General features: G+C 31.2%; 5 protein-coding genes. 3 read left to right on the top strand and 2 right to left on the bottom strand.

From position 1 onward, the window contains the following. The coding region (locus tag ACI3VO_RS01400; protein WP_439756188.1) for an aminotransferase class I/II-fold pyridoxal phosphate-dependent enzyme at positions 1-672 on the bottom strand (672 nt) is incomplete at its 3' end. A gap of 242 nt (positions 673-914) precedes the next feature. On the opposite strand from ACI3VO_RS01400, the gene ACI3VO_RS01395 reads away from it, so the two are divergent. The 3 genes from ACI3VO_RS01395 to ACI3VO_RS01385 all read left to right on the top strand — a co-directional run bounded on the left by ACI3VO_RS01395 (position 915) and on the right by ACI3VO_RS01385 (position 3358). After that, entirely contained in the window at positions 915-1634 is a 720-nt protein-coding gene (locus ACI3VO_RS01395; RefSeq protein ID WP_439756187.1) for a helix-turn-helix domain-containing protein, read from the top strand. Between the two features lie 132 nt (positions 1635-1766). Further along, on the top strand, positions 1767-2555 hold the full coding sequence (locus tag ACI3VO_RS01390; protein WP_439756186.1) for an HAD-IIB family hydrolase: 789 nt from the start codon (positions 1767-1769) through the stop codon (positions 2553-2555). A 176-nt stretch (positions 2556-2731) separates the two neighbouring features. Then, on the top strand, positions 2732-3358 hold the full coding sequence (locus ACI3VO_RS01385) for a hypothetical protein (RefSeq protein WP_439756185.1): 627 nt from the start codon (positions 2732-2734) through the stop codon (positions 3356-3358). A gap of 186 nt (positions 3359-3544) precedes the next feature. Here the strand turns inward: ACI3VO_RS01385 and nifJ are convergent, their stop codons facing one another. Continuing rightward, positions 3545-7078: a pyruvate:ferredoxin (flavodoxin) oxidoreductase gene (gene nifJ, locus ACI3VO_RS01380; protein WP_439756184.1), complete on the bottom strand. Its 3534-nt coding sequence runs from the start codon at positions 7076-7078 to the stop codon at positions 3545-3547. Positions 7079-7611 lie beyond the last annotated feature (533 nt).

Raw genomic sequence — 7611 nt, 5'->3', positions numbered from 1 at the left:
GCCATTTCTAAGTAAATCACAGTGAATTTCATCAGATATAACCATAACATTATTGTCTAAGCATATTTGACCTACTCTCTTTAACTCTTCTTCTGTCCAAACTCTACCTGATGGATTGTGAGGGTTGCAGAATATACATAGAGTAACTCTATCATCTTTTGCCTTAGCTTCAAAGTCTTCAAAATCTATAGTATAATAATTGTCTTTTTCTATTAAATCACTTGTCACAAGCTCTCTTTTGTTAAAATCTACAGCATGTTTAAAATAAGCATAAGAAGGAGTTACTATAAGAATTTTTTCGTATTCATTTGTTATATAATCTACTAATTCATATAATGCAGGTATAACTCCATTACAAGTAACTAGATGCTCTTTTTCAAAGCTCCAATCGTAAAGCTTTTTACACCAACCATTAAATGCTTCATAATAAGCTGGATCAAATATCTTTGTATATCCGAATATTCTTTTATCTAGTCTTTTTCTTATAGCATCGATTATTTCAGGTGGTGTAGCAAATTCCATGTCGGCAATCCACATACGTACAAATTCATCATCTGCATATGGAAATTTCATTGTTGGTGGTGCATGGAATATGTACTCTCTAAACCCATCTGTATTCATTGCATTACTATTTCTTCTGTCTATAATTTCATCAAAATTGTATTTTCCCATTTAAAAATCCTCCTTTTAAATTAGTCTCTATATTTTCTATAGTTTTATTATTTCATAAAATTTAAATTTGCACAATTAAACGCAGTCTACTTAAAAGAAACTTTTTCCAAAAAAAGTTTCTCCTAAATAGACAAAACTATTTTTTAAAGGTAAAATTTTAATATAAAATAAAATTTTAATTATTTTCTAAAGAAAATATACTTTTACGAAACTTTTATACACATTTACAAGGAGGCATCGATATGGAAGATTTATCTAATGTAAATATAGAAATAGGCAAAAAAATCAAAAACATAAGAAAAGGAAAAAATATGACTATACAGGAGCTTGCAGATTCAATTAATAAAAGTAAATCTACAGTTTCTAAATATGAAAACGGAGATATTTCTATAGATATACAGACACTATATGAAATCAGCAATGCTCTAAATGTTCATGTTGAACAGCTTTTATATATTAGACCTAATATAGACAATATACACAACAGCAACATCGTAAATGCTTTTTTTAGAAATTCTAGCAAGTTTTACTCATATATATACGACGGTAGAAGCAATGAAATTATAAAATGTGTAATAGATATTATAGCTCATACCGAAGATTTGAGTTATAAAACTATGCTCTATATGAATGTCAAGGATTTTGACAACTATCAAAATTGTGAAAATACATATTATGGATTTACAAAACACTACGATACACTTACATCTATGATACTGCAAAATCAAGCAACACCTTTGGAGCAAATCTCTATAAATATATTGGCATCTTTTCTAGATACTGATAAAATATGGGGACTTATGTCTGGAGTTTCATTTAGACCTTTTATGCCAATTGCGCTAAAAATGCTATTTAGTAAAAAACCTTTAGAAGAAAATGATGACCTAGCGAAGGAATTAAAAATTTCAAAGGATGATATCAAGCTTATGAAGCTCTACAATATGTTTACTGTGACACAGTAAAATTTCATAAATTTTCAATCTCATATTGAAATTTACAATATTAATTGTTCTATTTTTTTATAATATAATTAAAGTAGACATAATTATATAAATTTTTGTAAAATTAGAACTTTTATATTGGGAGGATAATTTATGGAAAATAAAAATTTTAGAAAAAAATATTTCTTCTTCGACATCGACGGAACACTTGCAGTAGGTAATCCAGGAAAATATATTCCTGAATCAGCCAAAGCCGCAATTGAAAAATTAGAAAGCCAAGGACATTTTTGTGCAATCGCAACTGGAAGAAGCCAAGCTATGGCATTTGATTATTGCAATGAAATTGGATTTAAAAATATGGTAAGCGACGGCGGAAACGGTATAACTATTGACAATAAGTTAATAAAAATAGATCCTCTAGATAGAGAAAGTGTCGTTAAATTAATAAAAGAATGTGATAAAAAAGGTTTTTCTTGGGCGATTTCATACGATAACTCAAAGGTTAGATACTGTAAATCTTCTAAATTTATAGAAGATACCCAAAACGACGATTATATGGAGACAGCTGTAGATGAAGGCCTAGATATAGATAAAATAGACATTATTTACAAAGCTTATATAGCATGTACTTTAGAAAACGAGCATCAATTAGAAAATCTCCAAAACGTACCTTTCGCTCGCTATCAAAATACTTATGTTTTTGTTGAACCAGACGACAAATCTGTAGGAATAAAAAGTGTACTAGATTACTATAACGCTCCATACGAGGATGCAGTTGTATTTGGCGACGGCAAAAACGACTTAAAGATGTTCACAGATGAATGGATCTCTATCGCAATGGGAAATGCAATAGATAAGCTAAAGGAAAAAGCTACATTTGTGACAAAGGATGCAGCAGATGACGGTATAGCTTATGCTTGTAAATATTTTAATTGGATATAATAGGAACTTAATAATTTGAGATAGTAAATATTTATTAATTAATATTTTATATAAAATACAGATTGTGAGAAACTTACAGTCTGTATTTTTTTGGTTACAATTTTGTTTGTTGCTATTTAGCACTATATCGACTATGTTTTTTGTAAGGAGTATTATTTTTAAGGGGGAAAATAATCATGATGATGAAGGAATATAAAAGATGTAAATACTGTAGTATGGAAATGGATAAATCAGCAATAAAATGTCCTCACTGTAACAAAATTCAAGCTACGAAATTTTCTATTAGCGATAAATCTGAAAATTTAGTGATCGTATTGTTGATAATAGTTGCTATAATAGTCGGATTTTCATCTAAATTCTCCAATATACAAAATTCTCTAGTCTCCGTTACAAATTACTTTGAAACATCAGAAGTATTTGAAGAGTTTCAACGAATAATTGCTTTTTTTGATGATGAGGATTATGATGATGACTATGAGGACTATATAGAAGTATATGCTGAAGACTTTGTTTATGATTTTGAAAATGACTATAATGATGCATACGACTATTATTCTGATTCTACTATAGAAATGACAGGCGAAATAAAAAAAATCGAAAGTGATTCTAACGGTGTATATGTATACTTAGATACTTATGGCTCTGAATACTCAATATGTATCTGCATTTCAGCAGATGATACAGATGATGTAGATTATGTAAGTTCATTAGAGCCTGGAGATTATATAACTTATATGGGTGATTTTTATCATGATAGTTCATCTGAGTACGAAATGTATTTTATAAATGGATATATTGTATAATAAAGTCAAAAACACATAAGTTTTTCTTTAATTCTTTTTTAAATACTTTTCAAACACAAAATATGGCGAGTCATAAGACTCGCCATACCTTTATTTAAATTTATTACAATCTAAACTATTTTTCACAATTTAAATTGATTTTTAATCTAAATTCAATCCTTCAAATTATCACTAATTCAACCAATCTTATTGATTAGCTAATCTCTTATAGCTTTCTAATCTTTCGTTAGCAAGTTCTTCAGCTCTAGTGAATAATTCTTCAGCTTGTTCTGGGAATTGTTTAGCTATAGAAGCATATCTTACTTGTCCCATTATGAAATCTCTGAAGCTTTCAGTTGGTTCTTTAGAATCTAATGTGAATGGATTCTTACCTTCTGCTTTAAGTTCAGGATTATGTCTGTATAAATGCCAGTATCCGCATTTAACTGCATCAGCTTCGTTTTGGATAGATTTACCCATACCACATTTTAATCCATGGTTTATACATGGAGCGTAGCATATGATTAGAGATGGTCCATCATAAGCTTCAGCTTCAACTACAGCTTTAACGAATTGGTTATAATCAGCACCTATAGCAACTTGAGCAACATATACGTTACCATAAGATATAGCCATCATACCTAAATCTTTCTTTCTAGATCTCTTACCTGCAGCAGCGAATTTAGCCATAGCAGCAAGTGGAGTAGCTTTTGAAGATTGTCCACCAGTATTAGAGTAAACTTCTGTATCGAATACTAATACATTTATGTTTTCTCCTGAAGCTAATACATGGTCAACACCACCGTAACCGATGTCATAAGCCCAACCGTCTCCACCAAGGATCCATTGAGATCTCTTAACTAGGTAGTCTTTTCTAGATTTTATACTAGCAACTAGAGCTTTAGCTTCTTCTTTTTCTGGGTTAGCTTTTTCTAATAATTCAACAACAGCTTTAGAAGCTTCAACTGAAGCAGCACTGTCTTCTTTAGCATCTATCCAAGCGTTTAATACTTTTGCACAGTCTTCACAACCACAAACATCTATTAAAGCTTTCATATCGTCTTCAAGTTTGTCTCTCATTTGTTTAACTGCAAGTCTCATACCTAAACCATATTCAGCATTGTCTTCGAATAAAGAGTTTGCCCAAGATGGACCTTTACCTTCATGGTTGCAAGTATATGGAGTTGAAGGAGCAGAACCACCCCAAATTGATGAACAACCAGTAGCATTAGCTATCATCATTCTATCTCCAAATAATTGAGTTACTAATTTGATGTATGGAGTTTCACCACATCCACCACAAGCACCTGTGAATTCAACAAGTGGTTGTTTGAATTGGCTACCTTTTACAGTCTTATCGTTCATTAAGTTACCTTTTGGAGCAACTTTCTTAGCATCAACAGCATAAGCCCAGTTAGGAACTTGTACTTCTTGGCTTTCTAATGGTTTCATTACTAATGCTTTTTCTTTAGCTGGACAAACGTCAGCACAGTTTCCACATCCAGTACAGTCCATTATACTAACTTGCATTCTATATTTTAATCCTTTTAATTCTTTACCTTTAGCGTCAACAGCTACGAATGCTTCTGGAGCAGCAGCTACTTCTTCATCAGTTAAAAGAACTGGTCTTATACAAGCATGTGGACAAACGAATGAACATCTATTACATTGGATACAGTTATCTGGTTGCCATTCAGGAACGTTAACTGCAGTACCACGTTTTTCGTAAGCAGCTGTACCACATGGGAATGTACCATCTTCGTATCCTAAGAATGTAGATACTGGAAGGTCATTACCTTTTTGAGCTACCATTGGTCTTAATATGTTTTTGATGAATGCTGGTTCTTCAACTTCAGCTTTAGGAGCATCTACAGCTTCAGCCCAAGCAGCAGGAACATCAACTTTTACTAATGAATCTATACCAGCGTCAACAGCTTTGTAGTTCATGTTTACTATAGCTTCACCTTTTTTACCGTAAGCTTTAACTATAGATTCTTTTAAGTATTTAACAGCATCGTCTACTGGTATTATGTCAGCTAGTTTGAAGAAAGCAGCTTGACATATCATGTTTATTCTGTTTCCTAATCCTATTTCTTGTCCTAATTTAACAGCGTTTAATGTATAGAATTGTATATCGTTTTTAGCGATATATTGTTTCATTTCAGCTGGTAAATGTTCTTCTAATCCTTCAGCGTCCCATATAGTATTTAATACGAAAGTTCCGCCTTTTCTAAGTCCTTTTAATAAATCATATTTGTAAACATATGATTGGTTATGACAAGCTATATAATCAGCTTCATCTAATAAGTAAGTTGATCTGATTGGAGTATCACCAAATCTTAAGTGAGACATTGTTATACCACCAGATTTTTTAGAGTCATAATCAAAGTATGCTTGAGCATATTTATCAGTGTGGTCACCTATTATTTTTATAGCTTGTTTGTTAGCTCCAACAGTACCGTCAGATCCTAATCCCCAGAATTTACATCTTACAGTACCTTTTGCAGATATTTTTATTGGTTCTGCAGCTGGAAGTGAAGTGTTAGTTACGTCATCAACTATACCTATAGTGAATCCGTTAGCTGGTTCGTCTAATTTTAAGTTTTCAAATACTGCATGTAAGTCAGTAGGAGTAGTATCTTTAGAACCTAATCCGTATCTACCACCAACTATAACTGGAGCATTTTCAACACCTTTGTAGATGTTGCATATATCTAAGTATAATGGTTCTCCTAATGAACCTGGTTCTTTAGTTCTATCTAAAACTGCTATTTTTTCTACAGTTTTTGGCATAGCAGCTAAGAAATGTTTTGCAGAGAATGGTCTGTAAAGGTGAACTTTAACAACCCCTAATTTTTCTCCTCTAGCATTTAAGTAGTCTATTGTTTCTTCTAAAGCTTCTGTAACAGAACCCATAGCAACTACTACATGTTTAGCATCTTCTGCACCATAGTAATCGAATAAGCTATGTTTTCTTCCTGTTAATTCACTAACTTTAGCCATGTTCTTTTCTACTATGTCTATCATATTGTCATAGTATTTATTAGAAACTTCTCTTGTTTGGAAGTAAATATCTGGGTTTTGAGCAGTACCACGAGTAACTGGGTGGTTTGGAGATAATGCTTTATCTCTGAATGCTTGAACAGCATCCATATCTATTAATTGTGCATATTCTTCATTTTCCATTAATTCAACTTTTTGTATTTCGTGTGAAGTTCTGAATCCATCGAAGAAATGTAAGAATGGTAAAGAACCTTCTATTGCAGACATATGAGCTACTGGAGCTATATCAGCAACTTCTTGAACAGATCCTGAACATAATAAACATGCACCAGTTTGTCTACAAGCCATAACGTCTTGATGGTCACCGAATATTGATAAAGCTTGAGATGCTATTGCACGAGCTGTAACGTGGAATACACCTGGTAATAATTCACCTGCAACTTTATACATATTAGGTATCATTAATAATAGCCCTTGAGATGCAGTAAATGTTGAAGTTAAAGCACCTGCTTGTAATGATCCGTGGAATGCACCAGCAGCACCTGCTTCTGATTGCATTTCAACAACTTTAACTTGTTGTCCGAATACATTTTTTCTTCCTTGAGAAGCCCATTCATCAACTAATTCAGCCATAGTTGAAGAAGGAGTTATTGGATATATAGCAGCAACATCAGTGAATGCATAAGCAACATGAGCAGCAGCTGTATTTCCATCTACAGTTTTCATAAATTTAGCCATTTTATTACTTCCTCCTTGTAAATAAGTAAATATTATTAATTAAAAAATAAAGTTTGCTATTATAATACTGTCTATTTTTTAACAAAATGTTTACATACTAAACATTACTTATAAATTTCTACATTAATTGTCAAATTCCTTCTAAATTTTTAAACAAATTAAAAATTTAAGTTTTTTTATTAAATACTTGTCTTTATATGTTATTTTTTGTTATTTATCTGATTTAGTTTTCAAAAATAAAGAATCGAATTATTTTTTTACCCATATTATATTTTTTTTATAAATTAAATAAATCAAATAATATACGCAATAAATAGATAATTAACAATTGTCTAAACATAACAAATAATTAATTTACATTTCCGCTGCTTTTTAATTTATTAAGTAATTTTTATTATTTATGCTTTAATTTATTAGCATTTTTAATAAACATTTTTTGGAAATCTAAACTCGATTGCCATATATTATGTTAGCACAGATAATGAAATTTTTAAAGTATTTGCTATTGCTCCTTGGGCATTTATAGGCTTTGA

Source organism: Intestinibacter sp. (assembly GCF_051866655.1).
Taxonomy (GTDB): domain Bacteria; phylum Bacillota; class Clostridia; order Peptostreptococcales; family Peptostreptococcaceae; genus Intestinibacter.
This window is presented reverse-complemented; position numbering and strand designations above follow the sequence as displayed.

Bases quoted from the DNA above. Each gene is read 5' to 3' on its own strand.
- ACI3VO_RS01390 (WP_439756186.1), top strand. From the start codon at position 1,767: ATGGAAAATAAAAATTTTAGAAAAAAATATTTCTTCTTCGACATCGAC.
- ACI3VO_RS01395 (WP_439756187.1), top strand. From the start codon at position 915: ATGGAAGATTTATCTAATGTAAATATAGAAATAGGCAAAAAAATCAAA.
- nifJ (WP_439756184.1), bottom strand. From the start codon at position 7,078: ATGGCTAAATTTATGAAAACTGTAGATGGAAATACAGCTGCTGCTCAT.
- ACI3VO_RS01385 (WP_439756185.1), top strand. From the start codon at position 2,732: ATGATGATGAAGGAATATAAAAGATGTAAATACTGTAGTATGGAAATG.